Annotated in this window: 26 protein-coding genes and 1 pseudogene; 9 read left to right on the forward strand and 18 right to left on the reverse strand. The window is 64.6% G+C overall.

The window, feature by feature from the left end:
* The first annotated feature begins 146 nt into the window (after window positions 1-146).
* From QHC67_RS16270 to QHC67_RS16280, 3 genes and pseudogenes are all read left to right on the forward strand, one after another.
* Window positions 147-2,504, forward strand: a complete 2,358-nt coding sequence (locus tag QHC67_RS16270; RefSeq protein WP_319295867.1) for a heavy metal translocating P-type ATPase — start codon at window positions 147-149, stop codon at window positions 2,502-2,504.
* Window positions 2,501-2,897: pseudogene (gene cueR, locus QHC67_RS16275) on the forward strand (Cu(I)-responsive transcriptional regulator). Before QHC67_RS16270 ends, cueR begins: the two are co-directional and overlap by 4 nt.
* Before the next feature lie 29 nt (window positions 2,898-2,926).
* Window positions 2,927-3,322 (forward strand): hypothetical protein, encoded by a 396-nt coding sequence (locus QHC67_RS16280; protein ID WP_021244018.1) that lies wholly within the window; start codon window positions 2,927-2,929, stop codon window positions 3,320-3,322.
* Window positions 3,323-3,528: 206 nt separating this feature from the next.
* Here QHC67_RS16280 and QHC67_RS16285 read toward each other — a convergent pair whose 3' ends face one another.
* The 4 genes from QHC67_RS16285 to QHC67_RS16300 form a co-directional block, all read right to left on the reverse strand.
* A complete protein-coding gene (locus QHC67_RS16285) occupies window positions 3,529-4,149 on the reverse strand; it encodes a response regulator transcription factor (RefSeq protein ID WP_319295870.1) in 621 nt (206 codons plus the stop codon).
* Between the two features lie 215 nt (window positions 4,150-4,364).
* Window positions 4,365-5,249, reverse strand: coding sequence for a ribose-phosphate pyrophosphokinase (locus QHC67_RS16290; protein ID WP_021244020.1), 885 nt, complete (start codon window positions 5,247-5,249; stop codon window positions 4,365-4,367).
* Complete coding sequence (locus QHC67_RS16295) at window positions 5,246-6,784, reverse strand: thymidine phosphorylase family protein (RefSeq protein ID WP_021244021.1); 1,539 nt, start codon at window positions 6,782-6,784, stop codon at window positions 5,246-5,248. Before QHC67_RS16295 ends, QHC67_RS16290 begins: the two co-directional genes overlap by 4 nt.
* Complete coding sequence (locus tag QHC67_RS16300) at window positions 6,781-8,241, reverse strand: MBL fold metallo-hydrolase RNA specificity domain-containing protein (protein ID WP_051187075.1); 1,461 nt, start codon at window positions 8,239-8,241, stop codon at window positions 6,781-6,783. The genes QHC67_RS16295 and QHC67_RS16300 overlap by 4 nt, the downstream gene beginning before the upstream one ends.
* A 272-nt stretch (window positions 8,242-8,513) precedes the next feature.
* On the opposite strand from QHC67_RS16300, the gene QHC67_RS19235 reads away from it, so the two are divergent.
* The 6 genes from QHC67_RS19235 to QHC67_RS16335 all read left to right on the forward strand — a co-directional run bounded on the left by QHC67_RS19235 (window position 8,514) and on the right by QHC67_RS16335 (window position 11,649).
* The gene (locus tag QHC67_RS19235) at window positions 8,514-8,876 is read left to right on the forward strand and encodes a DUF2933 domain-containing protein (protein ID WP_051187076.1); all 363 of its coding nucleotides are present in this window, start codon (window positions 8,514-8,516) and stop codon (window positions 8,874-8,876) included.
* 13 nt (window positions 8,877-8,889) lie between these two features.
* Window positions 8,890-9,066 carry a hypothetical protein gene (locus tag QHC67_RS16315; protein ID WP_021244023.1) on the forward strand — a complete coding sequence of 59 codons (177 nt, stop codon included), beginning with the start codon at window positions 8,890-8,892 and terminating at the stop codon, window positions 9,064-9,066.
* A gap of 53 nt (window positions 9,067-9,119) precedes the next feature.
* Window positions 9,120-9,896: a LuxR family transcriptional regulator gene (locus tag QHC67_RS16320; protein WP_319295874.1), complete on the forward strand. Its 777-nt coding sequence runs from the start codon at window positions 9,120-9,122 to the stop codon at window positions 9,894-9,896.
* Between the two features lie 282 nt (window positions 9,897-10,178).
* Window positions 10,179-10,424 (forward strand): DUF1778 domain-containing protein, encoded by a 246-nt coding sequence (locus QHC67_RS16325; RefSeq protein ID WP_021244025.1) that lies wholly within the window; start codon window positions 10,179-10,181, stop codon window positions 10,422-10,424.
* Window positions 10,421-10,948, forward strand: coding sequence for a hypothetical protein (locus QHC67_RS16330; RefSeq protein ID WP_021244026.1), 528 nt, complete (start codon window positions 10,421-10,423; stop codon window positions 10,946-10,948). Before QHC67_RS16325 ends, QHC67_RS16330 begins: the two co-directional genes overlap by 4 nt.
* 242 nt (window positions 10,949-11,190) lie before the next feature.
* Entirely contained in the window at window positions 11,191-11,649 is a 459-nt protein-coding gene (locus QHC67_RS16335) for a hypothetical protein (protein WP_319295877.1), read from the forward strand.
* Here the strand turns inward: QHC67_RS16335 and QHC67_RS16340 are convergent.
* The 14 genes from QHC67_RS16340 to QHC67_RS16405 form a co-directional block, all read right to left on the reverse strand.
* Window positions 11,646-15,416 carry a conjugal transfer protein TraG N-terminal domain-containing protein gene (locus tag QHC67_RS16340; RefSeq protein ID WP_319295878.1) on the reverse strand — a complete coding sequence of 1,257 codons (3,771 nt, stop codon included), beginning with the start codon at window positions 15,414-15,416 and terminating at the stop codon, window positions 11,646-11,648. The genes QHC67_RS16335 and QHC67_RS16340 overlap by 4 nt on opposite strands.
* A 14-nt stretch (window positions 15,417-15,430) precedes the next feature.
* The gene (locus QHC67_RS16345; RefSeq protein ID WP_212610424.1) at window positions 15,431-16,852 is read right to left on the reverse strand and encodes a conjugal transfer protein TraH; all 1,422 of its coding nucleotides are present in this window, start codon (window positions 16,850-16,852) and stop codon (window positions 15,431-15,433) included.
* A gap of 45 nt (window positions 16,853-16,897) precedes the next feature.
* The gene (locus tag QHC67_RS16350; protein ID WP_021244028.1) at window positions 16,898-17,482 is read right to left on the reverse strand and encodes a hypothetical protein; all 585 of its coding nucleotides are present in this window, start codon (window positions 17,480-17,482) and stop codon (window positions 16,898-16,900) included.
* Window positions 17,479-18,357 (reverse strand): conjugal transfer protein TraF, encoded by an 879-nt coding sequence (locus QHC67_RS16355; RefSeq protein WP_212610425.1) that lies wholly within the window; start codon window positions 18,355-18,357, stop codon window positions 17,479-17,481. Before QHC67_RS16355 ends, QHC67_RS16350 begins: the two co-directional genes overlap by 4 nt.
* Window positions 18,354-18,953, reverse strand: coding sequence for a S26 family signal peptidase (locus tag QHC67_RS16360; RefSeq protein ID WP_212610426.1), 600 nt, complete (start codon window positions 18,951-18,953; stop codon window positions 18,354-18,356). The genes QHC67_RS16355 and QHC67_RS16360 overlap by 4 nt, the downstream gene beginning before the upstream one ends.
* The gene (locus QHC67_RS16365) at window positions 18,925-19,752 is read right to left on the reverse strand and encodes a type-F conjugative transfer system pilin assembly protein TrbC (RefSeq protein WP_246524956.1); all 828 of its coding nucleotides are present in this window, start codon (window positions 19,750-19,752) and stop codon (window positions 18,925-18,927) included. Before QHC67_RS16365 ends, QHC67_RS16360 begins: the two co-directional genes overlap by 29 nt.
* A 22-nt stretch (window positions 19,753-19,774) precedes the next feature.
* Window positions 19,775-20,890 (reverse strand): conjugal transfer protein TraN, encoded by a 1,116-nt coding sequence (traN, locus tag QHC67_RS16370; RefSeq protein WP_212610428.1) that lies wholly within the window; start codon window positions 20,888-20,890, stop codon window positions 19,775-19,777.
* Window positions 20,887-22,833 (reverse strand): hypothetical protein, encoded by a 1,947-nt coding sequence (locus QHC67_RS16375; protein WP_066516497.1) that lies wholly within the window; start codon window positions 22,831-22,833, stop codon window positions 20,887-20,889. The genes traN and QHC67_RS16375 overlap by 4 nt, the downstream gene beginning before the upstream one ends.
* Window positions 22,830-23,159, reverse strand: coding sequence for a hypothetical protein (locus tag QHC67_RS16380; RefSeq protein ID WP_319295885.1), 330 nt, complete (start codon window positions 23,157-23,159; stop codon window positions 22,830-22,832). The genes QHC67_RS16375 and QHC67_RS16380 overlap by 4 nt, the downstream gene beginning before the upstream one ends.
* Window positions 23,156-24,172: a TraU family protein gene (locus QHC67_RS16385; RefSeq protein ID WP_066516499.1), complete on the reverse strand. Its 1,017-nt coding sequence runs from the start codon at window positions 24,170-24,172 to the stop codon at window positions 23,156-23,158. Before QHC67_RS16385 ends, QHC67_RS16380 begins: the two co-directional genes overlap by 4 nt.
* Complete coding sequence (locus QHC67_RS16390) at window positions 24,169-24,834, reverse strand: conjugal transfer protein TraW (protein WP_066516500.1); 666 nt, start codon at window positions 24,832-24,834, stop codon at window positions 24,169-24,171. The genes QHC67_RS16385 and QHC67_RS16390 overlap by 4 nt, the downstream gene beginning before the upstream one ends.
* Window positions 24,824-25,060: a hypothetical protein gene (locus QHC67_RS16395; protein WP_066516585.1), complete on the reverse strand. Its 237-nt coding sequence runs from the start codon at window positions 25,058-25,060 to the stop codon at window positions 24,824-24,826. Before QHC67_RS16395 ends, QHC67_RS16390 begins: the two co-directional genes overlap by 11 nt.
* Window positions 25,057-25,884 carry a hypothetical protein gene (locus QHC67_RS16400; protein WP_066516501.1) on the reverse strand — a complete coding sequence of 276 codons (828 nt, stop codon included), beginning with the start codon at window positions 25,882-25,884 and terminating at the stop codon, window positions 25,057-25,059. The genes QHC67_RS16395 and QHC67_RS16400 overlap by 4 nt, the downstream gene beginning before the upstream one ends.
* On the reverse strand, window positions 25,881-26,146 hold a 266-nt coding region (locus QHC67_RS16405; RefSeq protein WP_319295888.1), incomplete at its 5' end, for a hypothetical protein. The genes QHC67_RS16400 and QHC67_RS16405, both read right to left, overlap by 4 nt.

Consider the following 26,146-nt stretch of genomic DNA (forward strand, 5'->3'; position numbering starts at 1 on the left):
AATCCCCTCAAATCTCGCTTAGGGCATTGAATCATGCCAACACGGTCAGGTGAAGAGCCTTTTTCCGCGACCTGTTAGGAGAATACGTATTGACCCTGACACGGTGTCAGACCCTACATCGTCAGGCGTCGAAAAGGAGCAAGGCGATGAACGAGACACACTCAGCGGCGCATGGAGGCGGTTGCTGCGGCGGCCACGGTGCGGCGAAACCAGTGGCGGGCGTGAAGGATCCGGTCTGCGGCATGACCGTCGATCCGGCCAAGACCGCGCATCATGCCGAGCATGGCGGCAAGATCTGGCATTTCTGCAGCGCGGGCTGCCGCTCCAAGTTCATTGCCGATCCGGAGCGCTACCTCCGGCCGGCCGCGTCGCCGGCTGAGGCCCCCGAAGGCACGATCTGGACATGCCCGATGCATCCCGAGATCCGTCAGGACCATCCCGGTGCCTGCCCGATCTGCGGCATGGCGCTCGAGCCGGCGACGGTAACCGCCGACAGCGGCCCCAGTCATGAGCTGATCGATTTCACGCGGCGGTTTTGGGTTGGTCTGGTGCTCGCGGTTCCCGTGTTGATCCTCGAAATGGGCGCGCACCTCTTCCCGGTAATCCATCGCCTGGTGCCGATGTCGGTCTCGGTATGGGTTCAGCTCGTCCTCGCCACCCCGGTCGTGCTTTGGGCCGGATGGCCGTTCTTCGTGCGGGGCTGGGCCTCGCTCAAGACCCGCAATCTCAACATGTTCACCCTGATCGCCATGGGGACCGGCGTCGCCTGGGTCTACAGCGTCGTCGCGACGCTCGCCCCGCAGATCTTTCCGCCCGCATTCCGCGCCGGGGACGGGATGGTCGCGGTCTATTTTGAGGCAGCCGCGGTGATCACCGTCCTCGTGCTGCTGGGCCAGGTCCTCGAACTGCGCGCGCGAGAACGCACCTCCGGCGCGATCAAGGCGCTGCTCAATCTCGCGCCCAAGACCGCGCGTCGTATCGCCACCGACGGCGCGGAGGAAGAGGTCACTCTCGAGTTGATCGCCGTGGGCGACCGGTTGCGCGTGCGCCCCGGTGAGAAGGTGCCGGTCGACGGCGTGGTCGAGGACGGACGCTCCTCGCTCGACGAATCCATGGTCACCGGCGAATCCATGCCGGTCACCAAGGCGAAAGACGACAAGGTCATAGGCGGCACGCTCAACCAGACCGGCGCGCTCGTCATCGTCGCCGACAAGGTTGGGCGCGACACCATGCTCGCGCGCATCGTCCAGATGGTCGCGGAGGCACAGCGCTCGCGCGCGCCGATCCAGCGCATGGCCGATCAGGTCTCGGGCTGGTTCGTCCCTGTCGTCATCGGCATCGCCATCATCGCCTTCATCGCCTGGAGCATCTGGGGTCCAGAACCGCGCTTCGCCTACGGACTCGTCGCGGCCGTTGCCGTGCTGATCATCGCCTGTCCCTGCGCGCTTGGCCTCGCTACGCCGATGTCGGTCATGGTCGGTGTCGGCCGGGGCGCGGGCCTCGGCGTCCTCATCAAGAACGCCGAGGCGCTCGAGCATATGGAGAAGGTCGACACGCTCGTCGTCGACAAGACCGGCACGCTTACCGAGGGGCGGCCCGCCGTCACGCAGGTCGTGCCGGCTCCCGGCTTCGACGAAGCCGAGCTGCTGCGTCTTGCCGCATCGGTCGAGCGTGCGTCCGAGCATCCGCTGGCGCTTGCGATCGTCGAGGCTGCGAAAGACCGTGGCATCGCCATGAGCGAGGTGAGCGACTTCGACTCCCCGACAGGACGCGGGGCGCTCGGCACCGTCGATGGCCGCCGGATCGTCCTGGGCAATGCCCGCTTCCTTGGCGAGGAGGGGATCGCGACGGAGGCGCTGGCCGAGCAGGCCGACGCGCTTCGCCGCGATGGCGCCACGGCGATCTTCATCGGCATCGATGGCAAGGTAGGCGGCGCGTTCGCGATCGCCGATCCCGTGAAGCAGACGACACCCGAAGCGCTGGCCGCGCTCAAGGCGGAAGGCATCCGCGTCGTCATGCTGACCGGCGACAACCGCACGACCGCCGAGGCGGTCGCCAGACGCCTCGGGATCGATGATGTCGAAGCCGAAGTTCTTCCCGACCAGAAAAGCGCCGTGGTCGCTCGTCTTAAAGCCGAAGGTCGCGTCGTCGCGATGGCTGGCGACGGCGTCAACGACGCCCCGGCGCTGGCCGCCGCCGATGTCGGCATCGCCATGGGGTCGGGCACCGACGTCGCGATCGAGAGCGCCGGCGTGACCCTGCTCAAGGGCGACCTCATGGGCATCGTGCGCGCCCGGCGGCTCAGCCAGGCGACCATGTCGAATATCCGGCAGAATCTCGTCTTCGCCTTCATCTACAATGTCGCCGGCGTGCCGGTCGCGGCGGGTGTCCTCTATCCGCTCTTCGGCATCCTGCTCTCGCCGATCATCGCCGCAGCGGCGATGGCGCTGTCCTCGGTGAGTGTCGTCACCAACGCGCTCAGACTCAATCGGAAAGCACTGTGAACATCGGAGAGGCCTCGAAGCAAACGGGCGTCTCGGAGCGGATGATCCGCCACTATGAGAAGATCGGCCTCATCCCGGCGCCGCCGCGCCGGGGTGCGGGCTATCGGGACTATGGCCAGCACGACGTTCATCCTGCGGTTCATCGCCAATGCCCGCGATCTGGGCTTTCCGATCGATGAAATCCGGACCCTGCTCGGCCTCTGGGCCGATACCGGCCGCAGCAGCGCCGATGTGAAGCGGGTTGCACTGGCGCGCGCGGAAGAACTTCAGCGCAAGGCCGAAGCCCTGACGAGCCTGCGAAACACGCTCGTCGATCTCGCCGAACGGTGCCATGGCGACGAGCGGCCCGATTGCCCGATTATCGCTGAGCTGACAGTTGGCGGAAAATCGTGAGGCAGGCTTTCTCTCGGAGCAGATCCCGCGTGGCGGGCGGGGTGGTGATCGGACTTGGCGCTATCACGATCGCGGTTGCGTTCTACTTCGTCGCATTGCGCCCGCCACTTTTGCCGGAGGATCTTCGCTATATTGGCGGCAATCCCCAGGCGCTTTCGCCGGCATTGCGGGATTGGCTCGGCATCGTATTTCACACATGGGGAGGCTTTATCGCGGGATACGGAATCATGTTGACGGGAGCCGGCCTCTTCATGCTGACCGGGCGGAATAGCTGGGTCGTCAGGGCGACGGCACTAAGCCTCCCGATCGTGTTCGGCCGCTTTCTTTACAGCAATGTCCTTCTAAGCTCGGACTTTCTGTGGGTTATTGCGGGCCTCTTGGCGTTGGCATTGACTGCTGCCTGTCTTCTCATCCTAAAACTCTGAGGCGGCGGCGGCGCTTTCGTCGGTCTGTGTGCCCACGATCGCGCTCGCCTGCGCCGGGGAGAACGAATCAAGAGTACAAGTTCCTGCTTTTCCATCGGGCGAGGTAGGGTTCAACGAGCCGCTGATATGTCTGGATGCCGACGCTTCGCTATCACTCGGGGGTGCGAAAGCCGAAAGAGTCGCGGTTCCATAATTGCGCCTCGAGCTCACGGCGCCTTGCCCATTCCTGCCGCAAAGGCGATTCTCAAGGTTTGGGAAAAGGTATGGACGCCGAGCTTGGACATGAGGCTGGCGCGATGGACCTCGACGGTTCGGGACGAGATGCCGAGGTCGTAGGCGATAGTCTTGTTGGGGTGGCCCTGCGCGAGACGTTCAAGAACATCCCGTTCACGCGGCGTCAGCAGATCGATCAGCTTCCGCGCTTCGGCTTCCTCGGCGGCGCGGCTCTCTGCCCGATCGATGCGTGCGAACGCGCGAGCGACCGCATCGAGCAGTATGGCTCTTTCGATCGGCTTGGCGAGAAAGTCCACGGCGCCCGCCTTCATCGCCTGAACCGCCAGCGCCACATCGCCATTTCCGGTCAGGACGACGACCGGCATGTCGATATTTTTCTGTGTAAGGGCGGCCTGAACCTCAAGACCGTCCATGTCCGGCATATGCATGTCCAGAATGACGCACCCGTTTTCGGCTCCGCCCGCATTCTGCAGAAATTCCGGTCCCGACGCATAAGTCTCAACGACAAACCCCGCCGTGCGTAGCGTGAATCCAACTGCTTTCCTGATTGTCTCTTCGTCATCGACGATATGAACGACGCGCTTGTCCCCCATGGTCCTCCTGAGCAAACCGAACCTGCACCATGCTGTAGCGGAGATCATGACGCCGCTTCGCGCGCGCCTTGTGCGGGTTGGACCATGGTCCAAGGTCAAGAGGGATTTTGCACTTGCGCCAGTGCGGGGCCGATCGCACCCGCGTTCCAGCGTCACGAAAGGTCACGAACGTCCCATCGTTCGGATCAGCAATCGCGAGCGTGGACCCCTGCCGATTACAGGAGGATGTGGACTGCCTCGACTATCGTGGGCACCACGTCGATCTCGTTGGTGGCGTGGGCAATTGTGTTGGTGCTGACAATGCGGCCAACAAGCGCGCCCAGCACCTGAGCAGCGTCTCCCGCGAAGAGGGGATGCACCACCGCGCAATCGGGCGGTGCGAAACCCATGCCAATGAGTTGCCGTGCCGCGACCGCGAGCGTGCGGCCCGATGAGGCGATATCATCCACCAGCACCGGCTGGCGGTCTGGATATGCCGATGCGTGGGGGATCGAGATGGTCACCTCGCGGTCGCCGGATCGCACTTTCTCGCAGACGAGGAACGGCGTATCGGCGTCTGCCGCGACCTGCGCCACCCATTGCTCGCTTTCCATGTCGGGTCCGATGATCAGCGGCCGGGCGACATTCTGCTTGATCCATGATGCAACCAGCGGCGCGGCATGAACTATCTGGGTAGGAATGCGATAGATTTCCGACAGAGCGTGATAGCGGTGGAGATGGGGATCGACAGTCACCATCCAGTCGAGATGGCGCGACAGGAGGGCGGCAAAGGTGCGCGACGTGACCGCCTCACCGGGATGGAAGCGCACGTCCTGGCGCATATAGGCCAGATAAGGTGCCACAAGACCGACCTTGCGGGCACCAAGCTCACGGAGCGTATCCGCCGCGAACAGAAGTGGGAGAAGCTTGGCATCCGGACGATCGAGGCTGCACAGGAGGACGACGTCACGATCGGCGGCGTCGCTCACGATCCTGAGATAAGTCTCCCCGTCGGGAAACTGGCGATGTTCGAGCGAGCCCATCTCTGCGCCGAGCGCGCCGCACAAGGCCTGGAGGAGTGCCTCGCTGCCGGGAAGGGCGAAGGCGATCGGCCGGCTCATTCGGCGGTGATCCCGAAGATTGCGCCATCGCTCACAGCAAAGGCTGCCGCATAATCGAGCTCGCCTGGGCTCTCGGCATGGATGGTGCACAGGGGGGCACCTGCCTCCACCATATGGTGCAGGCGGTTGTGGAGCATGACTCCCGCGGCCTTGGCCATCGGGGCGCCGGCGAGCTTTGCGACGGTCGCAAGCTTGCGATTGTCGATGCTGACGAGCCGGCCGCTATGGGGCGCGATCATATCTTGCTGAAACCGGGCGACCGGGGGAGCGCGCATGCCGCCCTGTGCTTCGCAGATACGCTGGAATTTGGTCCAGGCCCGACCGCTTTCGAGACTTTCGAGCGCGCGTGCGAACCCTCCGCCGGCTGGTGTCGCGCCGGCCAGCTCGAATAGGCCTCCGGCGAGTTCGCATGCGCGGTACGCGAGATCCTCAGCGCCAGGTTCGCCTTGCAGGACGGCCAGTATATCCTCGGCTTCGAGCGCCGGGCCGATGCCGCGGCCAATCGGCTCCGCGCCTGGGCCGCACATCACGCGGGTGTGCAGGCCAAAGGCTTCGGCGACCGATGTCAAGGCAGTCGAGAGCGTATCGGCTGCATCGGCGCTGCGTACCTTGGCGGTCGGACCAACCGGGATATCGATCACCAGATGGGTCGCGCCGGCGGCGATCTTCTTGGAGAGAACCGAGGCCACCATCTGGCCGACCGCATCGATGTCTAGCACACGTTCGACGCCGATGATCACATCGTCGGCTGGACTGAGCTTCACGCCGCCGCCCCATGCGATACATCCGCCTTCGCGCTCGACCACCCGGCGGATGGCGGCCACGTCGAGGTCGACGGGTGCCAGCACTTCCATCGTGTCGGCGGTGCCGGCCGGCGAGGTGATCGCCCTGGAGGATGTCTTGGGCATGATCAGGCCTTCGGCAGCCATAATCGAGACGATGATCGGTGTTGTGCGATTGCCGGGCAGTCCACCGACGCTGTGCTTGTCGACGATGACAGCGCCGGGCCAGCTCAGCCGCTCGCCAACATCGACCATAGCCTTGGTGAGCCCGACCATCTCATTGCGATCGAGCGGCACAGCCGAACAGGCTGTCACGAAGGCCGAGAGATGGACATCGCTGTACCGGCGTTCGGCGATGTCCCCGATGATCGCGGAGAAGGCCTCTTCGACGAGCCGGTTCCCATAGACGCGACGGCGCACGTCGCTGAGCGAGGCGAGCGGCTGGGCGTGCGCGATCTCCACCAGATCGCCGTCACGGACAGCGAGCCGATGCCACGCCGTCTCTGAAAGGCCGATCTCACCGGGCGCTGGAGTATCGCCCGAGCTGTGCAGCAGGGAGACCACCACCTCATGGTCGCCCGCGCGGAGGCTGACTTGCGCCCGCGAGGCGAGGCCTTCGGATCGGCAAACCGGGCAGTCGTGGCGCATGACGGCAATGAGGTCGTTGCCGGCAGCGGTCAGGCCGAGGCGTCGCGCCCGCAGCGTCGTCGCGACGGACTCCGAATCGGTTGCTTCGATTGCGGGGGTGCTCACACCAGCATCCCCCAGCTTCCCAGCGCCGGCACGCTGCAGGACCAGTTCAGTTCTTCCGAGATGCGCTTCGCCAGCACATGCGCGCCGGTCGGCTCGCCGTGGGTGACATGGACGTGTCGTGGCGCCTCGTGCAGCGCGCCGAGCCACCGCATGAGTTCGTCGCTGTCGGCGTGGGCCGAAAGCATGGTGAGGTTCGCGACCTCGGCCGCGACCGGGATATATTCGCCGTGGATCTTGATCGTCCGGGCCCCGCCGATCATCGCCGCGCCGCGTGTCCCCGCCGCCTGGAACCCCGAAAAGAGGATGAGGTTCTTCCCATCGGGTGCGAAGCGCCTGAGATGATGGAGGACGCGGCCGCCGGTCGCCATGCCGCTTGCCGAAATGATGACCTTGGGGGCGGTGTTGGCGGTCAACTCCTTGGATTCCTCGACCTCCCGCACATAGTGGGCCACCCCGCAGGCGGCTTCGCACGCTGCACGACTCAATCGATGCTCTTCCATGAAGTTGCACATCAGCTCGCTCGCATTGATCGCCATCGGGCTGTCGAGAAAGATGGGGATGTCCCGCAGGCGTCCGTCAGCGCGCAGGCGGGACAGGTGATATAGCAGCGACTGGCCGCGCCCGACCGCGAAGGCCGGGATGACGACGGTTCCGCCGCGCCTGACGCATCGTTCGATATGGTCACCCAGCGCCCTTGCCGGATCGCCCTGCTCGTGTCGGCGATCTCCATAGGTGGATTCCACGACGACATAATCTGCCCGCTCAGGCGGTTCGGGATCCTTCATGACCGCGTCGGCATAACGCCCGACATCGCCGGAGAAGAGGATCGTGCGACCGTTCCAGTCGATCTCGATCGATGCGGCGCCGAGGATATGGCCGGCGCGGTGATAGCGCGCCTTGATACCGTTGGCGATTGCGTGCCACGCTCCGAACTCGACCGTTCGGAACAGCTGCAGCGCCATGCGCGCGTCAGCCTGGGTATAGAGAGGCAGCGCGGGTTGGTACCGTGAAAAGCCGTGGCGATTGGCGAACTCGGCGTCCTTCTCCTGGAGGTGTCCGCTGTCCGGCAGAAGAAGTTCGCATAAGGCTTCGGTGGCCCGTGTGCTGAGAACGGTTCCGTCCCAGCCGAGACGCGCCATGCGTGGCAGAGCGCCGGAATGATCGAGATGCGCATGGGTCAGCAGCACCAGGTCGACGTCGGCGACCTCGGGCGGAATGGGCGCCCAGTTGAGGCGGCGCAGGTCCCTGGGCCCTTGGAACAGGCCGGAATCGATTACGACCTGCGTCTCGCCGTCATCCACAAGGTAACGCGAGCCCGTGACGGTCTCCGATGCGCCGAGGAAGGCGATGCCGAGACCGTTCGCAGGACGCTCCGCAAGGTCGATCCTTGCTTCGCGCTCGAGCACGGTTGCCCCCAAATGGGCGCGGGACCTGTGTTTCTTCTTTCGCTTGTGCATGAATTCTGGCTGCCTCTCGCGATTATCTAGTGCCGCGCAAACTTCCTGGCCCGAGATGCTAGAAACTATACGCAAAGACCGCAGGCAACGCGGAGCCGCCCTGGCTTCGATGAATGGCGGACTACGCTGAGCGAGCAGGGCTGAACCACAGAGGCCGCCGCCGCCCGCACGGTCCGCTGCGGTGTCTACTTATACCGCGCTTCCGCGACGGGTATCTATGCTTCCAGGGCATTGACCAGAAGAGAGCGGTATATGGACGATCTGACCATCTGATGCGGCGGCGCGGGACGATCGTCCTGATCGGATTTCTGCTCGTTGCAGGCTACTTCCTGATCACGGAGCACACCGCGCACTTCTTCGGTGTCTTACCCTACCTAATTTTTCTCGTCTGTCCGCTCATGCACCTGTTCATGCACCATGGTCATAGCGGTCATCAGCATGCTCATGAGCAGGCGGGTGGTAGCGTAACGGGTGAGCTTTACTCGACATTGGTTCCGGCGAACGGTGCCGATGGCCAACCCGCGCTCAAGGATGCGGACGGGTCGGCGCTGGTTATCCACGCCAATCCCGACGACTACAAGACGCAGCCTATCGGTGCTGCCGGCGAGCGAATTGCCTGCGCGGTCATTTCATAATCGTCCTTGTTCGATGCCCTATACCCGCCAGTTCCATCCCCACGCGATGCTGACAATCACCGTCGTTCCTTGCGCCGGGACGTTCGATGCGCTCGGCGTCGATCTGGCGCCCTTAGCGCTGATTACCGAACAGCTGGTTTCATCGCTCACGTCCGAACCTGCCGCATCAGAGAACGGCATACACGACTGAGTGCAGGAAGGGTGAGCGGACGAAGATCCGCGCCTGCAAGGAGGAGGAAGCCCATGTATATCGGCCCCCGTCTGCGCGAAGCGCTATCCCGCTTCAACACGGCATCTTCAACCGAGGCGCTGCGCGACGGACTGGCCGGCGCTGCCGAGCAAATGGGCTTTCCCTATGTCGCGCTGGTCCAGCACGGCGGTCTTCCGCGGCTAGTCGAGCGGTCGATGGTGGTCACCAACTATCCGGCGGAGTTCGTCCAGTCGTACATCGAGAACCACTATTTCATCATCGATCCGGTCTACGACGTAAGCCAGCAGCTAGACCGTCCGTTCGGCTGGGAGGAGATCACCAGCTTCGTCGAGCTTGCCGACCACCAACACGCTTTGTTCGGCGAGGCTCGGCGCTACGGAATCGTTCACGGCATCACCGTGCCGCTGCACATACCGAGCGAATCCTATGCGTCCTGCTCCTTCGCCCGTCCGGAGCCGATCGAAATCACGCCGTCGCTGATGGCCACGCTTCAGATCGTCGCGGGCTTCGCTTTCAAGGCGGGCCTTTATCTTCATCACGCCATGCACGGCCGCAATGTTCCCCGGCTCACACGCCGCGAGGCCGAATGCATGGCGCTGATCGCGCTCGGTAAGACCGACTGGGAGATTGGCCAGATTCTCGGCATCGCCCAGACTACGGTGCGGTATTTCATTTCGCGAGCCAAGCAACGCTATGGCGTCTTCAGGCGCTCGGAGCTGGTTGCGCGCGCGATCGTCGACGCTCAGGTCAGCCGCGATGGCCAGGACAAGGTGCGCGAGAGCGCCGGGGACAAGCCGGAGCGTGAATAGTCTCCATGGTGCTCTCACAAGTGTGGCGGGAGCGAACTGTTGCCCAAACACGGCCTGGACCTTTTTGCGGCGTGCAGCGCGGAAGGGTGGAGGTTGGTTGAGGCGGGGTAGTAGAATCGGAAAGGTGGGGAGTGGGGAAGCGTGTTGAGGCCCCCGAGCATACCCGCTGTGCTCTTTCAAGGCGTACACTGCTTGACGAACTGCAGCGGAAGGGTGTACCAATTGAAGCTGTACAAGTGGAGGCACGCAATGCCGCGAGCAGTAGTGGAAGACAACAGACGCATGAGCCTGCGCATTCGACCGGAGCAAAAGGCTTTGCTCGCCCGGGCGGCTGCGCTCAAGCACACCGATCTCACGACCTTTGTAACACGTTCGGCGCTGCGTGAGGCCGAGAACGTGATCGAAGAGGCGGAGCGGACGAAGCTGAGCGAGAGAGACAGCCTGCTCGTTCTTGATCTGCTCGAGAACCCGCCGCCGGCGAATGCGAAACTGCGCGCTGCCATCGCCGCGATGCCGAAGTTGGCATGACCCTTCCTTCATGGCACGAGGAAGCGATTTCGAAAGCGCATGACCGAGCTTCATTCGACTGCGGCGACAGTGATCTGAACGTCTACTTGCAGCGGTATGCGCGGCAAAGCCATGAGGCAGGCGGGGCGAAGACGTTCCTCGCCATCGATGACACCGACAACAAGACGGTTCTCGGCTTTTACAGCATCGCTCCGGGCAGCATGGATCATGCGGATACGCCAGAACTGGCGAGGCGAGGACTCGCCAGGCATGAGGTGCCGGGCTTCCGGCTCGCGCGGCTTGCGACGGATGTGCGTGTGCAGGGGAAAGGACTCGGGGGCCAGCTCCTGGGCGCGATCGGGCGCAGATGCATTCGCGTCGCGGCCGAGGTCGGCGGGGTTATGCTCATCATCGACGCCAAAAACGAGCGCGCTGCCGACTGGTATGCCAGCTACGGCGCTATTCCGCTGCACGACAAACCGCTGACACTCATATTGCCCTTTGCGACACTCGAACGTGAATTGAGAGCTGCAGGCCAATTCTAGGCGTTTAGGGCGCGATGCGCCGTGCAACGTGGTGCGCGTTCGACGTGAGCCTCATACCGGGGGCACTCGCGCGACCATATCCTACATCGAACCCCCAAGGCAGAGGCTCGCTCCAGATCAGCTGCAGAGAACAGAATCAGCGGGATCAAACCAGTGTTTCGGTGCTATTTGCCGCACGAAACAGACTATGAATGATGGAACATGACAAGATCTCTGCTATCGTCGCCTGCGAGGAATTATCGATGAATACCGCAGTCGACATGCCCCCAACCGACCCGGCAGCGCCCCAGCTGAAAGCAGCCGATTGGCTGTGGTGTCCCTGGTATGCGAAGGCGTGGTGGGCCGCGATCCCGGTCTGGTGGATCGGCATGGCGGCGTCCACGAAGATCGCGCCACTTGAGGCCTTCTACGACAGCGCGCCAGCCGGTTTCCTTAACGTCCTATTCTTTCCGATGACGGCGCTCATGGTGCTTGGACTCGGCTATGCGCAGCAGTGGGTGGCCGGGTTTTCAGCGACGGGCGACAGCACGCCTATGTCGGATGAAGCGGCGGCTAGAACCACCAAAAGAATGTGGGAGGAACACGAGCGAGGGATGGAAGATCTTCGTGCTGGCACCGATATATTCGATCCAAGGTCGGGAGGTCTCTACATCGGCAACCCGCTCAGCCTTCAGAACCCTAATCGGTTCTTCAATCACTAACGCTTCTTGAAGCTGCTATCGCCGTCACCGGGACTCCCATCAACGTCCGTTGAGAATCTACCGCTCTTCAGGACCGAGTTCTGTTCGACCGAAGTCAGGGGCCCGGTAATGTCGAAAGTTGCCCGGCCGGAATCCGCATCCTGGAGATAGCGGTTGCGCATGCCATCCGGGCCAAGAATCCGGTCCGAAAGTTCACGCGAGAAGCTCGCCGCCGGGTCGCTCGACCGCGCGGCTGCGCGCTCGGCGGCGGCAATCGCTTCGCGCACATCGTAGTTGACGATATCAATCGACGACTGTGCTGTCTCGTTGCTGATTCCGACGTCGCGACTTTCAAAACCAAGACTGGCGCCCACTCGACCTGAGGTCGACGTGGTCTTCTGTGGCGACTGTGCTTGGTCCGCTTGCTTGCCTTTGGCCGCAGGCTGCCCGCGACCGCCTATTGCTTCCGCTTCCTCAACGCCGACAGAGCCTCCGAGTTGAGCGCCGACGCTTGTACCGATCGTGACCTGATCCTGCGCTGATCGCGAAAGCCCGCGCTGCCATCCGGTCTGCGCGATGATTGCCTGCACGTCCCTTGTAAGCGTATCGGCGACTTGCGGATTGAGCCGCCAGTTGCCGTGCCGGTCCATCTCGAACCCGCCGCGCAGCCAGTTCTGCATCATCGCCTGGCCCTGCTCGCCGCCGCTTAGGAAATGCTCGATCGTATCGGGACCTGCCTGCTTGCCCGCCTCGAAGCGCGTGCTGGTGTCGTTTCGGGCCGATTGCTGGAACCCGACAGAGCTCGAGACCAGCACGTCGTTGTCCGCGAAGCTGAACCGGGCACGCCCGCCATTTGCGATTGCTCCGAGCTGGCTTTCGTTGATCAGACCGCCGCGCCACATTTGTGCCGCCGTCTCGGGCGTTAGGTTGAGGCTCAGATCGCCATTCTGCGCCATGGCGATCTGCCGCTTCGACATTTGCACGCCATGCTCGCCCAGCAATTGCTGCATGCGCGTGAGCCGTTCGTTGTCGACGATGCGCGTCAGCCGCTCGTTGCGGGCGCGATCCGCGATCCCTTCGGCGCCGCCTTCTGCCATGTCGACCTGGTTGCCGGCGCCCTGGCTCAATGTGCGGATGAAGCTATCCAGGTGGGCGGCCTGCCGCACCGACATGCCCGCTGCCGCTGCGCCTTCTGCAAAGCCGGCATTGTCGGCCTGCCGCCGCTGCTCGCCGATCCGCGCCGCCGAACGGGTGCCGTCGTGGCCGACCTCGCGCTGCGCATCGAGCTTGCCCGAACGCTCGGCAAAGTCGTAGCCCGCCGCCTCTCGCGTGCGGCCATAGACGCTGGTGCCTTCGCGCGCCGCTTCGGCCGTCGCTCCATCGGCGGTCCCAACCTGCACGGCGGCGTTATAGGTTTCCAGTGCCCGCATGACTTGCGCTTCGTTGCGGCCAGTGGCGCGGGAGAGCTGGGAAATGGCGGAGGAACGGGCTTCGCCGGAGAGCGCGTTGATGAAGGCGATGCGGCGGGAGGTCTCCTGGACAGGGAGCCCAAGCATAGCGGAAGCGTTCCGCTGGCCCTCGTTGCTGCCGGTGCGATGCGCCTGCTCGGTCGCCACATTGCCGCGCTCGATCCGCGCCACATTGTCGCCCGCGAAGTCCCGCCGGCCTTCCATCGCGCCGACCTGGACCTGCGCGGCCGTCAAATCGTTGCGCAGCATCTGCTCCTGCTCATAGCTATTGGCGATCAGCTTGGCGAAGGTCGGATCGGCCGACGCCTGCGCGATCACCGTGGATGCCTTCAGAGCCGCGTCCTTCTGGTCATAGCCGTTCCGCTCGAAATGCCGCTGCGCGCCCTGCATCATCATGTCATAGGACCGCGTATCTCCGAACGCTTTCCACTGGACCATCTTCTGCGCGAAGGCAGCAAAGGCGCGCTCGCCGGATTGCCCCTCGCCAAAATAGCCGGTGCCCAATGCGCGTAGCGCATCCTTCTCAGCGAAGTTATGGATCGCCGTCGTCGTGGCATTATCGCGCACGGCGCGGACGGTTGCGGGATCGGTAAGGCTGCGTCCGGTGAGTGCGGGTGACAGGCCGCCGAGCTCGCGCGTGGCGTCGAGCTTGCCCATGCCAAAGGCGGCCGTCCCATTCGCCCCGCCGCCATGCTCGGCCAACACGCGGCTCGCTGAACCGAATGCCCGATTGGCGCCGAAGGTCGAGCGCTCCCCGAAATCCCCGAAGTTTGAAGCAGCACCACGCCGCGCTATGGTGCCCGCCGCCGTTGCCTGCGCCTCGAGTGCGCCGGCATAGCCTTCGCTGGTCGCGAGCGGCGCGGCCGCTGCCGTCCCCTGGCCCTGGACGCCAAGCGCGCCGGAGGTGAACGAGGTGAAGACATTACCCGAGAAGCGGAACACGGTGAACACGAAAGCTCCAGCAAGCCCCGCGGCCGCCGTACGGAAGCTGCCGAAGATCGCCAGCGCCTTCATCGCCGAGGATGGCGCCAGCATCCAGGCATTGGCCGCGACATTATTCGAGCGCATCTCGGCGAGCACATCGGTCGCCCGGCCGAGAGTGAGCTGATAGATCCCGGCGTCGATCACGCCCCATAGCGCCACGAACACGAACAGGCCGAGCGCGAAGCTGGCAACTCGCAGGTTGATCGGGGTCAGGATGAACAGGAGCGCGATCGGCATCATGAACAGCATGATTCCGAAAACCGTGGCCCTGATGGTCGGCATCCATTCGTTGGCTGTCGACATGGTCGCAAGGCCGGACGAGACGACAGCACGATTGGCCATGACCCGCGCTGCCGTTGCCGGACTGTCTTCGAAGAGCACGTCGCCCACCGTGCTTCCCAGCATGACATTGGTGAGGAACTGCTGGAGCGACTGCGGGGTGTCCATCATCATCTGGCCAAGCTCGCCGATGTTGGACCGGCAGCGCTGAAGCTGGGTCGCATTGGAGATGTCATAGCCTGTGCGCGTGCAGACCTGCGCGACATAGTTGTCGAACAGGGCGGGTTCGGAGAGGCGTGTCGAGATATGCTCCCACGCTTCGTTGCAGCTGACCGTCGTGCCGCCCTTGTCGGTCGAGGTGAACACTGTGCTGAAGGTCGCGGGCCCCGCCATGCCGGCGAAAGCGGCAGGCAGATCGGTCGCCGTGCGGAACAGGATGTCGTCGTCGACGCCATAGGCGGGCGAGACGCGCGCGACCGGATAGCATTGGCGGACATAATCCTTGATCGTCGAGTCGAGGAAGGTGTCGGTCATCGGCCCGCGGGGAGAGGCGGCATTGAGGAACAGATCGAAGCTATGGCCGCCCGCGCCGAACTCGAGCTTGGCATGGGGATCGGTCGTATTGTCGTCGATCACCTCGGCGAGCGCGCGCTCCATCATGTTGGTCATGCCCGCGACAAGCACGATGAGATTGGGGACATCGCCGACAGGCTGATAGGCGTTGCGCACGCGGTCATAGACATGGACCGTGCCCGTCGTCGCGACCATTCCGACGAACAAGCCGACCCCGATCAGCATCTGGAAGCCGAACCCGACCAGCCCCATGCCTGAACCACGGATACTGGCGAGCAGGACGCCGAGGCCGATGCCGACTACGGCGACGATCAGAACCAGCGTCTCGTAGCGCGGGTCGCCGAAGATCATCGACACCAAGCGAAAGGCGTCCACGGTCTCGGCAAAGCCGTCATAGGTATGGAAGCTGGTGTCGATCGCCAGCGCGGGCGTTGCCGCGAATAGAGCGATCAGGACTGACAGGGCGCGAAGGATGCGGATCATGGCGTGGCCCTCGCTCAGCGGTTGCGGTTGGCGGCGGCGCCGGCGGCATCGCGCGCGTCGCGGTCGCGCTGGCGCACCACCCCGGCGTAGTTGGCCGAGAGGTTCGCCTGGTTCAGCGCCGCCATATAGGACTGACGCATCTGCGCGCGCTGGCGCAGCACTTCATCGCGCAACCCGCTCAGCTGCTCGATCCCCTTGGTGAGGATGCGCGTTTGGCAGACCTTGGCGTTGCCCGCGTCGCTGGCTCCTGCCGCGGTTGCGCCGCGCTCGGCATTGGACACGGCGAAATCTATGGAACGGGTCAGGTCGTTGAGCATCTGATAGGCGAGCGTGAGCGCGACCAGCTCATCGGTATCGCCGATCACGCTCTCGACCATGCCCTGGCGCACACCCCATTCGAGGAGCCGATAGACCGGCAGCGTACGCACATTGGCGACGAACTGCCGCTCTTCCGGCGTCAGGGCTGCGCGCGTGCGAATCTTCACCGCGATCGATTCCATCCGGCCGCGCGCAAGGATCAGCGCGCCTTGGCCGCTGCCGTCCACCGAGCAATCGGCGGAGGTTGGCGGCACGGCGATCGCCCGCGTCTGGACCTTGCCGGTCAGGAAATCGTCGACGCTCTCGGTATCCTGACGGGGACAGGCGGGAATAGCGCTGAACAGCGGCACGCGGTCGGCCTGATCCCAGCGCATATAGACGTCGCCGACCCGCGCGCGCATGACGCCCGCCCATTCCGAAGCGCCAACCCGCGCGGCGGCATGCGCCAGCAGCGAGCCCGTCCTGAAAATCTCGGTGACCTCGGCGGGACAGTTTTCGAGCGCGTCCTTGAGGTCCTCGGTCGGATTGCCCTGGTTGGCCTGGATCTTCTCGCGGCTCTGCTGATAGCTCTTGGAGAAGCCCTCGCGCACCGACTTGTAGCCGGTCATTTCCTCCATGATGCCCGACATATTGTCGTCGCCCTTGGCGATCTGGACCATGCGATTGGCAAGCCGGCAGTCGTTGACCTGGATACTGTTAAGGAAATTGGTGGCGGCCTCCATTTTCGAGATGATGTTGCCCATCTTCTCATCGAGGGTCTCGAGCAGATACTGGAAGGCAACAGCGGGAGCGGCCTGCAGGATGCTTTCGAGCTTCTGGACCAAATAGTCGGGATCGAGGAAACTCATGCCGCCCAGAAACATGTCGATGCCACCACAGCCCGCGCGGATCTTCGGTAGCGTCACGCTCATGAGGTAATCGTTGTGAACGTCGACCCGGCCCGACATTCCGCCCGCGGTGATGTAGCCACGGGTCTGGTCCTCAAAGCTGCCCGGCGACGTGTAGGTGACATTGTCGAACCAGCTTTCGGCCCAGCTCTGCGCGGAAGCGGGCGTGGCAAAGCCGCAGGCAGCGAGCAGGGGCAGGACGCGGAGTGTCAGTCGGCGGAAGGAAGCCATGGCGGGCAGCTTTCTTGGGATAGGGCGAGGATTTGGCTCCCCATGTCAGTTCCTCACCCGGTTGGAGGAGGGGCGTGGCGGTGTGGCCACGATCCCAGTGAACTTGGACATGCCGCGCACGCCGACAGCCGGCTTCACGCCGGTCAGCATCTTGGCGGCGAGATAAAGATTGCGCGCGAGATTGGGGGCATGATCCGTGCCGATCGCGACCGGAACGGTGCGATTGGCGTCAGAGACCGGGCGTACCCAGGCGACAGGATGCCCGACCCACGGCAGGTCGAGCCGTCCCGACCGCAGCATCGCTTCCTGCGCGCCGATGGTGCGGACCTTCCATCCATAACGGTGACCGAGCGTGCCGAGCCTAGTCCACAGGTCCGCGCAGGGAATGCAACCGGACGCCGTGCTCATCTCGACGATGAAGGCCGGTCCCTGGCCCTTCATGGTTTCCGCGAAATCGGGCGGCCAGTCGCGCGTCACCGGCACGCGGGCGAGCCATTTTCGCATCTCGGCCTCGGTCGCGACCGGATGGATCGCTGCGCGCATCGCCTGCTCGCGGGTCGGAGCCTGCGCCGACGCCGGGACGCCGCCCACGAGCAGGCCGACCAGCACCCAGGCCACGAGCTGCTTCACTGCTGCGGCTCCAGGCTCGCGCCGACCAGATCGCCGCCCAGCGCGCGGGGATCGGTGGCGGACACCGGCCCGGCCGAGAGGGCATCGAAAAAGCCGTCCTCTTCGCCGGCCCCGGTCAGGAACTGTTCGGGCCGGATATCGCCCGCAAGCAGCCGCACCGCCTGATAGGCCGTCTGGATGAGATTGGGATAAGCCTCGACGCCGCTGGCGATCACCATGCGCTGCTGGCTGCCCCGCCGGATGACCATCGTCGTCGGCGTGATCTCGACCCCGAACCGCTGGGCCAGTTCGGGCCTGCGGTCAATGTCCATCAGCGTGACCTGCCAGCCCATCTCCTCCTGGAAGCGCTGGACGATCGGCCACTGGACGCGGCAATATCCGCAGGTCGAACGCGAGAACATGACCAGCGCGAATTCATTGGCGCGGCCGCGCAGATATTGGCGGCGGACCTGATCCTTCTGCGCGGAAAGCTGGTCGCGGGCCTCGCCGACCATCGGATTGGCGGCCTTGGCGTTGAGTTCCGGGTGCTGCAACATCGCGATCTGGGTGACGCCCGCGAAGGCGCGCGCCTTGCGCCTCGCGAAATCCTGCAAGCGCCAGAAATCCGCGACCGCATCGACCGTCAGCACGGTCGCCGCGTAATCGCGCTGCTGCTCGATCAGCTTCCTGATCTTCGGTGGCGTCCAGGTGGCAAGCTCCGCCATCGGCGGGATGGCCGGCTTAACCAGCGCGTCAGGATCGGGCTCTTCCTCTGCCGGCTTCGGCGGCGCCTGATACCACCAATAGCCCGTCCGGGCGTCGCCGGGCGCTTGCGCGAAGGCGACCGGTGCGCAGAGCAGCAATGCCGCGGCACCGGCAAGGCAGCGCCGGCTCACAGCAGCTTCTCCATGCGTTCGAGCCGGTCAATCGCGACCGGGCCGTAGTAGCGGCTGTCGAACCCGCTCGCGTGCGACGAGCCGACATAGATCATGCCCGGCGGGATGGTCCCATACATCGGGCGCCAGTGCTCGAGCTTCTGGCCGTTGTGCCCGTAGGCCTTGCTGATCCCGAGCAGCGTCTCGTTGCAATAATACCAGCCATCCCATTCGTCGGGCCGCATCGGCGACGGCTTCTCGATCCAGTCGATGCGATCGCCGGGCAGGCACAGCGCCATCTTCGTCACCGCGACCGGCTTAGGGCCGGCGAGTGGGTGTGAGAGCGTGAAGGAAACGAAATCGCCGCGCACGATCGGTCCGGGCGCCTTGCGGACCAGCCAGGCATCGATCGACGGGCTCATCACGATCGTTGCCTGGGGAATGGCCCACCAGGTCAGGAGACCGACCGGCAGCACGATCCCAAAAGCCTTCCACAATTGCTTGGGACGCGGTGGTTGGCCAAGGCCGGAACTGCCGAGCGCCACCGCGGCTTTTAGCGGCAGCAGCTTCAGTTCGGCCCAGCCGGATCTAGCGGCCCTGAAGGCGAGCCTGAGCATCGCTGACCTCCTTCTTGCCGCCGAGGCGGGCATATTCTTCGAGAAGTCCGGAGAGCGCCGCGTCGCCATAGATGACATGGCTCGCGCGCGGGCTGTCATCCTCGCGCTCGCAATAGGGAAGCGCCGGATCGCCGGGCACCATCGCGAGCGCAGGGACGCGCGATACGCCATGCTGGCGGAAGATCAGCGGATCGACGATCAGTTGCACATCGCGCATCGCGCAGGCCGGACCTTCGCAGCCCGGATCGTGGCGCAGAATCTCGGCCGAGAGCTTCGCCATCGGTGCGACCTTTGTCAGGCCGCCGGGCATGCCGCGAAAGGCCAGCACGCCGCCGACCCGTTCTAGTTGTCCGGCATAGGTGCGCAGTGTCGTCACGGGCATGGACGAAGACACGAACAGCACCGGCACCCAGCCCTTGGTGGTCGGCGGCGCGGCGACGCCCGCGACCGCTTCCATGTCGGGTGCTTCGAGGCCGAGCGCCTGGCCGAGCCGATGCGCCATGGCCTCGCGCTCGGCGGCCAAGGCGTCCTTGCCCTTGTCGAGCGCGGCTCTGGCGCGTGCGTCCATCGCGGAAGACGGCGCGCGGTTGCGCAGACCCTCGAATGTGCGGCGACGGGTTTCTTCGGACGGCGTGGGCAGCGCCGTGGGGCCCCTGACCTCCGCTTCCTTCTTCCGCGCGGCCGCGGCGCGCTCGAGCCGGTCGAGCGCGGCCTCACCCTCGGCGGCCGTTCGATCGCGCGCGTTCTCCGGCGCCACGCTATCCTGGGCCAGCGCGGACGCTGAGACGAGCATCGCCATCGCGGCGGCTAGGCGACGCGCGCTACTGGCCGATAACCTGCATGTGGGCATCGATCTTGTCCTTCATGTCGATCTGGATGTCGGCCTGGGCGCGGGCCTCGATCTCGGAATAATATTCGGAGAGGTCCATCTTGCTGAAGTCGAGCGCCTGGAATTCTTCCGGGCTGAACCCCCGGCAATAGGGGTTCTTCGCCGTACCCCAGCCGACCCCGTTGAAGCTCTTAAGCTGCGGGCGGCCCTGCTCCTGGATGATGCGGCCAAGCTTGGTGTTGAAGCAGCAGTGGCCGCGCGATCGCTGGACACAGATGCCGAGAATACGCGAGGAGCAATAGCTGCCGACTTCGTGGCACATGCCCGATCCCTTGAGCATGCCCACTTCCATGTCCTGCTGGTCGCAACCCGACAGCAGAAAATCCATCATGAAGTTGATCGCAAGGCTGATCGCGATCGAGGTCGGATCAATACCCGCGATGATGGCGTTTGCACCCGAGGTCGCGGCTTGTCCCGCCGTCGCGCCCGCCCTGAACGCAGTGTAGGCGGCGCTCATGCCGGTATAGACGCCCTTGGCAACAGCGATCTTGGTCTGGATAGAGGTGATGGACGAACCCATGCCGTCCTTGACGATCTTGCCCTTATCCTTGCAGCAATTCTGGAACGTGGTGCGAAGGCCTGCCGGACGGCAACGCACCGCGCGACCAGCGAAGATCTCGATATTGCCAAGGCAATGGCCCTCGGCATCGACAGCGCCATCTGCCGGCGCGCCCGGATCGTCGATCACCGGATCGTCCTCGATGCCGGCGCCGTCGCTCCCCGTGCAGGCGTTGGGCGAGCACATCGGCGTGCCGCCACTTGCGGGCGTCAGGCATTGATGTTGCGATCCCAGCGGGCAGCTATACTGGCCCTGCGCATCGGCGACGCACATCGTCTGCTGGATCGGGCAGAGCCAGGCATCGTCCGCCATCGCGGAGCAGCTCGCGACCTCGCCGGGATCGCCGGCATCGCCATTGCCGTTGAGATCGGCCGCGCAGATCGGCTGCTGCGCCTGCGCCGGGCTGAATTGCCCTGCAAGCAGGAAGCCCACAACGGCGAGCGCAATCAGGGCAACACGCGTCGGCCAGAAGAGAGGACGCCAGATCATCGCACTTCTCCGGTGCAGACGAGATCGGCGCCGCCGAGGCGGACGGTCTGCATCATCACGACCGCTTCGGGAAAATCGTCGAGACAGCCGCAGGCCGAGACGATCTCCTCGCCGGGGCCGGCGGGGCAGATGTCGCCGCCCGCGCTGCCGGTCTTGCAAGCGTGATAGAAGGTGTCCCAGCCGGTGGGCGCGTTCTGCTTCGCGCCGACCACGCCATCGAGCGCCGCCGCCGTGTTCCGGGTCGGCGCGCGCGTCTTGCAGACCGGCTCGCAGGCCGGGACCGAGCCGCGATCGGGCAGCGCAAAGGGACGCGAGGACGTGGCATGGCCCCCATCGGCCGTCTTCACGCGGTCGGCGAGCATGGTCTCGGTCGAATGGTCGATGATATAGGCGCCGCGGCTGAGATCGGGCTCCGGCATCGATCCGGTGTCGACCATGCAGCGATAGCGTCGCTGGCGTCCGAACCAGTCGCGGGTGAGGCTGAGCGAACAGGCGCCGCCTTCGAACAGGCGGGTCTGCGGCAGAGGTGTGAGGCCGGTCGCGACACCGTTACGGAAGATCTCTACGCCATCGACCGTTTCGTCATGGAGCGTGCAGTTGGCGTCGCCGGCATAGCCCGCACACAGGTCGACGATGCGCTCGGTCGGATTGCAGCTCATGTCGAGCAGCGCGTCGAACTGCGCGAAGGCTTCTCCCTCACCGCCGACCGCCACACGCATCGATATGACGTGCTCGCCCTCGGTCAGCCACGGCTTGAGATCGAGATTGGGATAGGCGTACCATGTCCGGCCCCGCTCACATTTTGCCGGCGGCAGACCGCTCCCGGTCCAGTTCGCGGGATTGGAGAGGACGAGTTCACCATCGATGCGAAGCTGAATCCAGTCGTCGAAGAAATATTGCGAGAGGCGGAACTGCAAGAGCCGGTCGGGATCATCGACGCGCAGTCGCATTTGGAACTCGAAGATGCGGCAGCTTCCGCCCCGCAGACTATCGTCACGTGGCGAGCCCATCTGGAAGGTCAGCCGGTCGGGCGACGGCGCGTAGGTCGCATAGGCTCCGCCGACATGTGCGATTACGTCCTCCGCCTTGGTGGCATTCAACGACACTTCGCGCGTGATGGTGCAGGAGCGGACTTGCTCGGCCTTTCCCATCCCGGCGGGCGAGCCCTTCAATGCCTGGAACACGCTGTTCGAAGCGGCCGCACTCGCCGCATCGCCCTGGATCGCAGCCGGGCTCGCCCGATAGGCGGTCTGGGGCAGCGAGGGGTCGGTCGAACAGGCAGTGCTCTGTGCGCCGGTATAGCGGATCGCCGGGCCATCGATCACCGCCTGCGCAACCCCGACACGCGGATCAGCGGTGGTGAGCGCACCGATCACGCCGCCGCCCAGATCCTTCAGCACTGAGGCCATATTGCCCCAGACGAGGTTCGACCCGCAGCTGTTGTTGACGCAGTAGCAGCCGGCGAGATCGGTGAGGCCGACTTCGGTGAGCTTGAGATCGCCGCCGGAAGCCACGTCCCATTTGAAGCTCTTGCACAGGTTCCATGTGCCGGGCTGACAGGAGACGACGCCATTGGCGCAGATGCCCGATACCGGCACCGGCAAGGTCAACGTCTGATCGACCGCACCGTCGAGATTCTTGTCGCGGCTGATGCGGAGCGTGCCGATATCGCCCGTCGATGCGGGCTGCGCGATCAGCTCGAGCAGGGTGGCCGTCTTCTGGCAGGCGATATTGGGATTGAATGTCTGGCTGTTGTCGACGGTCGAGATCGCCTGTCCGGCAAGGCCCGGCGTCAGGTAATTCTCCTGGATCGCCTCGCTGTCGGATGTCTTCTCGCGCGAGGCTTCGGCGGCGGCGCGGGCGCGTTCCTCTATGGTCTGCGCCGACGCGGGGAGCGGCATCGCAAAGGCGGCTGTCAGAAGAGCCAGGCTGCACCGTTTCATGGCTGCCTCGCACGCGTACTGCGCGACCCGTAGGCGAAGCGCAGCACGTCTCCCGCCCAGAACGCGGCGGATCCGGGCGAGAGTACCCTATAGACGGCCTGTCCTTCGAAGATGGTCAGCGCGGCCGCCACCGAAGGCGTGGCAATAGGGGGGCTTGCCTGCCGCGATGGGGGGCTTTCGGCCGCGCTGACCGGGGGTGGAGCGACGGTGGCAGGGGGCACCGCCGCCGCTCCTTCCGCGCACCCGCCCACGGTGGGGAGCGTTCCGTGACGAGCGGGACAACCGCCCGTGCCGGGAGCGCGGGTTGGGGGAAGCGACCTGGTCATGGCGTCGAAATCCCGGCGCAGCAGATCGCTTTTTCGAAGAGCATGAATTGGGCGTTGTCTTTGCCTGGTGCGTGCTTGCCAGATGTCCACAGTGCGCCGGGACGTCCGATGTTGACGCATTTCCCGCCTTTGACGGGCTCCATGATCTGGAATTTGTAGCGGCTCTTCGTCCAGATCGGCTGCGGCTTGAACGAACAGCCGTCTTCCGAATGGATCGTGAGCGCGCCGAGGCGGCCCATCATGAAGGTGCCGCGCGCGGCGAGGCCCGCCCAGGCTTCGACCCTATCGCCCATATGGATGTCGCCCGCGACCGGATAGGTGCTGCCCCAGCTGCCCATGCACCAAAACAAGGGATCGATGGTCTTGCCCGCGGCGGCCGCGGCGCTGTCGGCCATGCAGGCAAGACCAGCGGCGGGATTGCCGAAGAGGATTCCCTCGGGCTGGATGATCGCGCCCAGCGTGCCCGACTGCCAGGTCGGCAGCACCTCGGTGATCATCGCGACGTCGAAGCCGTCATCCTCGATGCACGGCAGGTCGGTGAACATGTCGAGCATCTTCCAGACCGGCGCGATGTAATAGTGCATTTGCGCGAACAGCTTCGTCGTGTTCGTGCCGTCCGCGATCGACGACTGGCTGCCCTGCAGCTTGCCGCCGGTTGGCATTAGATCGACACCCAAAGCCATCATGCAGCCCGGTTCCGTCACCACATCGATCATGCGATTGGGCGTCCAGAACGACACTTTGACCCCAAACCAGAAGGTCGCGCCCTTGCGGCAGGCACAGAGCGGCTTCGACGCCGATTGCGCGTCGAGCGCCTTGTCGAGTTTGTCGTAGCTGCCGACGCGCACGCCGCCGATGGTAATCGGAAAGATGCAGTTCCAGCGCACCTTTGTGATCGGGTTGAACACCGTATCGCTGGGGCATTTGGAGGCGTGCGCAGGAGTGGCAGGCGCCAGCAGCGACAGCGCAATAGCCGCCGCGCCGGTCCGCAACATGGAAGCTACCCGGCTCATGGATTTGCCTTTCGGGATTGGGCGCGGTCGGGCCGCACTTCGGTCAGTTCGAGTTTCTGGCCGATCTGACGGATAATCACCGGCGCGACGGTGAGACCGAGCCGGTCCTTCACCCGCTCTTCGAGCATGAACAGCGCACGGCCATGGCGCTCGCCCAGCGACAGGGCGTCGTCGCTTGGATCACCACCGCCGGTCACGATGATCCAGTCGGTCAGCGCAGCGGTCTTGAGTGCCCAGCCGATATCGCGCGGATGGACGACCACCAGCTTTTGCGGGAGCGACACATAGGTGAGCGGATTGAAGGTGAAGCCCTTTGGATAGAGCAGCTTGCCGTCCGGGAGCCGAATCTCGGTATCGAGCGTGTAGAAAGGCACGACATGCCGGACCCGATCCTCGCGCGTCGTGGCGAGGGTCGCGCCCTTGAGCGCGCTCCAGCCAGAGCGTGGCCCGAACTTCTCAGCCATATTCGGGGGATGCTGCGCCGCACGGGCCTCGATTTCGGCCATCGCATCGGGCTCGGCGATCGGCCAGGTGCGCCCGATGGTCGAGGTCTCGGCGCGAGCGGCGGACGCAAGCAGCAGAGATCCGGCGATCAGCCCTGCGATCAAGGCGGACTGGAAGACGACGATCGGCCAGCCCGTGCGGTCGGATTCATCGGCCACGGTGGCGCTCCCTCCATGGAACAGGCGGCGTCCGGCTTTCGCCGCAAACCGCGCAGATGAACGCCGACAGGCCGAGCACGAGGGTCAGCCAGATGAGCGCCTGGTTGCCGCCGAGGTCCGGGGCCGACCACAGCACCAGCCCCGACTGCACGATCAGCAGCAGATGAGTGCCGACCAGCAGGCGGATCGATGGCGGGCAAGGCGAGGTGGAGAAGATGCCGTTCATCGCCGCCTCCACCACAGCGTCAGCCGCGCTAGGCCGGTGTTGGCAAGATCGGAGAAGCCGAGAAGGAAGAAGAAGCCGACTAGGCACACGACAAGGACAAGCGGTGCATCGGTCATCACGGTGCCGAGCGGTACGCCAAACCGGGCCCGCATGGCGCTGAGCGTTATGGTGATGATCGCGGCCTGGAAGACCGGAAGACCGAGGCCCCAGAGAAAGGTGCGTGTCTCCAGCCGATCGACGGTAAGATCCTCAATGAGCACCGTGATGTCGGGATCGCGGTCGAGATCACATGCGAGAATCTCGGTCTCCGGCATTGGTTCTGATGCAAGGACTGGTGGCTGAGCCTCGCCGGCGCTCACCAAGGTGTGGACGGTGGCACATGGCTGGGTGATCCGCCGGGGTCGGCGCAGAAGCCGCCGTGCAAGATCCTCCGATGCCAATGTCCAGGATGGAACGCGGCCTAGTATGGATGCAATGCCGAGAGGCACCGCGGCGCCAGCCAGCGCGCATCCGCCGATTATCGCGGCGAGGAGCGGCGCAGGCCCGCTGCCTGCAAGCCCCTCGTGGGCGAGCATGAGATAGGTCGCTGCCGCGAAGCCTGATCCACCGAACGCAAGCGAGATCATGGTGCGGCGCGAGCGGGTGCGTTCGGACTCGAACAATTCGGTCTGCGCGTCGCTGGTCGCTTCGAGCATTCGGATATGGAGAGCCATCTCTTGTCGCGAGCGGAGCAAGAAGTCGTAGAGCGTTTCACCGGGCCTGCGCTCGGTGTAGGCCGGGATGAGATGACCATTGCCGTCGCGGTTGAGTGACACGGAGATCATCGCGGCCTCCTGAAGCGGGCGAGCAGGCGACCCGCAGCGCCGGTGAGGCCGATCAGGATGAGCCCGGTCACGAAGCAGCCGGCTCCGACGACGCCCGCGCCGCGCAGGACGAGACCGATCGGCTGATCGAGAACCACGCCGGCCGCGAGTACCAGCGACGCGATCATCACCGATTCGATGACGACGTGGACTTGTAACGGTTTTGCGCCGGTCACCTGAGCGATTAGAGCTCGCAACAGGAGACCGACGAGATGATCAAGCA

Source organism: Sphingobium sp. (assembly GCF_033795625.1).
GTDB lineage: Bacteria > Pseudomonadota > Alphaproteobacteria > Sphingomonadales > Sphingomonadaceae > Sphingobium.

Coding starts and splice junctions, on each gene's coding strand:
- QHC67_RS19235 (WP_051187076.1), top strand. CDS start 8,514: ATGCGGCGGCGCGGGACGATCGTCCTGATCGGATTTCTGCTCGTTGCA.
- QHC67_RS16335 (WP_319295877.1), top strand. CDS start 11,191: ATGAATACCGCAGTCGACATGCCCCCAACCGACCCGGCAGCGCCCCAG.
- QHC67_RS16400 (WP_066516501.1), bottom strand. CDS start 25,884: ATGATCTCCGTGTCACTCAACCGCGACGGCAATGGTCATCTCATCCCG.
- QHC67_RS16380 (WP_319295885.1), bottom strand. CDS start 23,159: ATGACCAGGTCGCTTCCCCCAACCCGCGCTCCCGGCACGGGCGGTTGT.
- QHC67_RS16375 (WP_066516497.1), bottom strand. CDS start 22,833: ATGAAACGGTGCAGCCTGGCTCTTCTGACAGCCGCCTTTGCGATGCCG.
- QHC67_RS16395 (WP_066516585.1), bottom strand. CDS start 25,060: ATGAACGGCATCTTCTCCACCTCGCCTTGCCCGCCATCGATCCGCCTG.
- QHC67_RS16270 (WP_319295867.1), top strand. CDS start 147: ATGAACGAGACACACTCAGCGGCGCATGGAGGCGGTTGCTGCGGCGGC.
- QHC67_RS16340 (WP_319295878.1), bottom strand. CDS start 15,416: ATGATCCGCATCCTTCGCGCCCTGTCAGTCCTGATCGCTCTATTCGCG.
- traN (WP_212610428.1), bottom strand. CDS start 20,890: ATGATCTGGCGTCCTCTCTTCTGGCCGACGCGTGTTGCCCTGATTGCG.
- QHC67_RS16325 (WP_021244025.1), top strand. CDS start 10,179: ATGAGCCTGCGCATTCGACCGGAGCAAAAGGCTTTGCTCGCCCGGGCG.
- QHC67_RS16360 (WP_212610426.1), bottom strand. CDS start 18,953: ATGCTCAGGCTCGCCTTCAGGGCCGCTAGATCCGGCTGGGCCGAACTG.
- QHC67_RS16285 (WP_319295870.1), bottom strand. CDS start 4,149: ATGGGGGACAAGCGCGTCGTTCATATCGTCGATGACGAAGAGACAATC.
- QHC67_RS16300 (WP_051187075.1), bottom strand. CDS start 8,241: ATGCACAAGCGAAAGAAGAAACACAGGTCCCGCGCCCATTTGGGGGCA.
- QHC67_RS16345 (WP_212610424.1), bottom strand. CDS start 16,852: ATGGCTTCCTTCCGCCGACTGACACTCCGCGTCCTGCCCCTGCTCGCT.
- QHC67_RS16365 (WP_246524956.1), bottom strand. CDS start 19,752: ATGGCGATGCTCGTCTCAGCGTCCGCGCTGGCCCAGGATAGCGTGGCG.
- QHC67_RS16320 (WP_319295874.1), top strand. CDS start 9,120: ATGTATATCGGCCCCCGTCTGCGCGAAGCGCTATCCCGCTTCAACACG.
- QHC67_RS16385 (WP_066516499.1), bottom strand. CDS start 24,172: ATGAGCCGGGTAGCTTCCATGTTGCGGACCGGCGCGGCGGCTATTGCG.
- QHC67_RS16290 (WP_021244020.1), bottom strand. CDS start 5,249: ATGAGCCGGCCGATCGCCTTCGCCCTTCCCGGCAGCGAGGCACTCCTC.
- QHC67_RS16330 (WP_021244026.1), top strand. CDS start 10,421: ATGACCCTTCCTTCATGGCACGAGGAAGCGATTTCGAAAGCGCATGAC.
- QHC67_RS16315 (WP_021244023.1), top strand. CDS start 8,890: ATGCCCTATACCCGCCAGTTCCATCCCCACGCGATGCTGACAATCACC.